The 2503-nt window shown below is 64.2% G+C and carries 3 protein-coding genes; all 3 read right to left on the bottom strand.

Features of this window, described 5'->3' with window-relative positions; translation table 11 throughout:
- Positions 1 to 25: 25 nt before the first annotated feature.
- From tnpC to tnpA, 3 genes are read right to left on the bottom strand one after another with little or no spacing between them, the layout of a single operon-like run.
- Complete coding sequence (gene tnpC, locus NCHOL11_RS17925) at positions 26 to 1579, bottom strand: IS66 family transposase (protein ID WP_441339512.1); 1554 nt, start codon at positions 1577 to 1579, stop codon at positions 26 to 28.
- Between the two features lie 60 nt (positions 1580 to 1639).
- Entirely contained in the window at positions 1640 to 1987 is a 348-nt protein-coding gene (gene tnpB / locus NCHOL11_RS17920; RefSeq protein ID WP_006957496.1) for an IS66 family insertion sequence element accessory protein TnpB, read from the bottom strand.
- Entirely contained in the window at positions 1984 to 2367 is a 384-nt protein-coding gene (tnpA, locus tag NCHOL11_RS17915) for an IS66-like element accessory protein TnpA (RefSeq protein WP_097093841.1), read from the bottom strand. The genes tnpB and tnpA overlap by 4 nt, the downstream gene beginning before the upstream one ends.
- Positions 2368 to 2503: the final 136 nt, after the last annotated feature.

Below are 2503 nucleotides of genomic sequence, written 5' to 3'. Positions count from 1 at the left end.
GTAAGCGTGGGCTGGAGGCCGCAGATCAGGCGGCTTCGGCGATCGGTTGCTGATCTGGCCGCCAGTTCCACGGCATGAGTTCATCCCAGCGAGCAGCAGGCCAGTCGCCAGCGATCTTGGCGATGACGTCGGCGATATAGGCCTGGGGTTCAAGGCCATTGAGTTTGGCGCTCTCGATAACGGAATAGACGGCAGCGGCGCGATCACCGCCTGCCTTTGATCCGGCGAACAGCCAGTTTTTACGGCCCAAGGCCACGCAGCGCATGGCGCGCTCCGCAATGTTGTTGTCGATCTCCAAGCGCCCATCGTCGAGGAAGCGCGTCAGCGCGACCCAGCGCTTGCGGCCATAGGCGATCGCCTTGGCCATCTCGGACTTGGGCGAGAGCCGGCGCAGGGCATCGTCGAGTGCCTGGCGCAGCTCGTCGATCAATGGCTGGGTGCGGCCCTGCCGGCTTCGTCGTCGGATCTCGGGTTGCTGGCCTTTAACCTCTGCCTCGATCTCATAGAGCTGGCCGATACGTTCCAGCAGATCAGTGGTAAGCGGCGTCGGCTTGGTGGCGTGGATGTCGAATATCTTGCGCCGGAAATGCGCCCAGCAGGCGACCTCGGTGACACGGTTGGTGTCGTAGAGCTTGTCGTATCCCGCATAGCCATCGGCCTGGAGGTAGCCGCTGAAGCTGGCCAACTGCCGCTGGGGATGGGCACCTGTGCGATCGGTGGTGAACTCATACCAGACCAGCGAGGGGGTCGTGGCGCCGGAGCCGCGATCATCGACGGCGTAAGCCCAAAGCCTGCCGGTGGCCGTTTTGCCGCGGCCCGGATCAAGCATGGGAACCGGTGTATCGTCGGTATGGATCTTCGAGGCGGTCAGGCCGACCTCCCGAATGCGACTGACGATCGGATCGAGCAGCACGGATGCCTGCCCGACCCAGCCTGCCAGCGTTGAGCGATCGATCTCGATGCCCTGCGCCGCCATGATCTCGGCCTGACGGTAAAGCGGCAGATGATGGTCGAACTTGGAAACAACGACATGGGCCAGCGTGCCAAAGGTCGCTTTGCCCCGGGCAATGGCTTTTACCGGCGCGGGCGCCTGCACGATCTTCTCGCAAGCCCTGCAGCTATACTTGGGCCGGATGGTCCGAACGACGCGCCATTGCACCGGCACGGCATCGAGCATCTCGTCGCTATCCTCTCCCAGAGGCCGCAACGTTCCACCGCAGCCGGGACAGGTGCAGGCGCCTTGCTCGGGCTCGATCCGCTGTTCCTCCCGCGGCAGATGGGCCGGCAGCGCGCGAACAGGCGCTGACCGAACGCCATCTGCCGGATCGGCCCGACGCGCGGCAGCAACGATGGCCTCTCCTTCAAGCTCTTCGAGAGCCAGCTCAAGCTGCGCGATCTGGGTGTCGAGCTTCTCGGACGACTTGCCGAACTGCATCCGCTTGAGGCGTGCGATCTGCACGCGCAGCGTGTCGATCAGGATGTCGCGAGCAGAAATATCGGCGTGGGCGGCCGCCAAAGCAGCTTCGAGCTCGGCGATCCGAGCGTCTTTGTCAGCGGTGGAAAGGCCTGCGTCCGACACCGCTATCCTATAGCGAAACAGCGGTCGTAATGCTAGGAAAAGCGCCGGAATATGGGCGTTTTATCCCGCGAGTGACGGGGTAAAAGTGCGCTCCGGCCGCCGCCAGTCGATGCCTTCCAATAGCATGGAAAGCTGGGCCGCCGTCATCACCACCGACCCCGTCTTGGTCGACGGCCACACGAACCGGCCCCGGTCCATCCGCTTGGAAAACAGGCACATCCCTTGGCCGTCATACCAGAGCAGCTTCACCAGATCGCCGCGCTTCCCCCGAAAGGCGAATAGCGCGCCGGAATGCGGGCTTTGCTCCAGAACCTGCTGCGTCATCACGGCAAGGCCGTCAAAACCCTTGCGCATGTCCGTCGCGCCGCAAGCCAGGAATATCCGCGTTGAGGGCGGCAGCGGGATCATCGCGTCAGGATACCGATCACCCGCGACAGCGCATCGCCATCGACCGTGGCGTCCACGCTCACCCTGATACCCGACGGTAGCTCGATCCCGATCACGCCGTCGCTGCGCGCGGCAACCGCAGGGGCAGGCAACGCCAACTGCTCGCTGATCTGCACCTCCGCAAATGCAGGCTCGGTCGGCTTGCGTACCCCGGTCAGCTCGCCAGACATCGCCTGTCGCCGCCATGTGTAGATCGATCCGCTGCCGACATCATGGCGTTCACAGGCAGCGCGCACGCTGCCCTCCGGGCCGAATGCATCCCGCAGCACGGCCAGCTTCTGCTCCACCGTCCAGCGCCGCCGGCCCGACACCCGGCTAACGACCTCTATCCGACTACTCATACGACCGCTCGTATGAGTAGTCCCTGCACCGCTCGCTGAATCCTCAATCTCGACAGCCACCGGCCACTCCGCTCAAAGAGCGGCAATCATCCCGGCGAATGGGCACCGTGCAAGGCGGCCGTCAGACCTCGCTTAC

The organism is Novosphingobium sp. Chol11 (assembly GCF_900218065.1).
Lineage (GTDB): Bacteria > Pseudomonadota > Alphaproteobacteria > Sphingomonadales > Sphingomonadaceae > Sphingobium > Sphingobium agri.
This window is presented reverse-complemented; position numbering and strand designations above follow the sequence as displayed.

Bases quoted from the DNA above. Each gene is read 5' to 3' on its own strand.
- tnpB (WP_006957496.1), bottom strand. From the start codon at position 1,987: ATGATCCCGCTGCCGCCCTCAACGCGGATATTCCTGGCTTGCGGCGCG.
- tnpA (WP_097093841.1), bottom strand. From the start codon at position 2,367: ATGAGTAGTCGGATAGAGGTCGTTAGCCGGGTGTCGGGCCGGCGGCGC.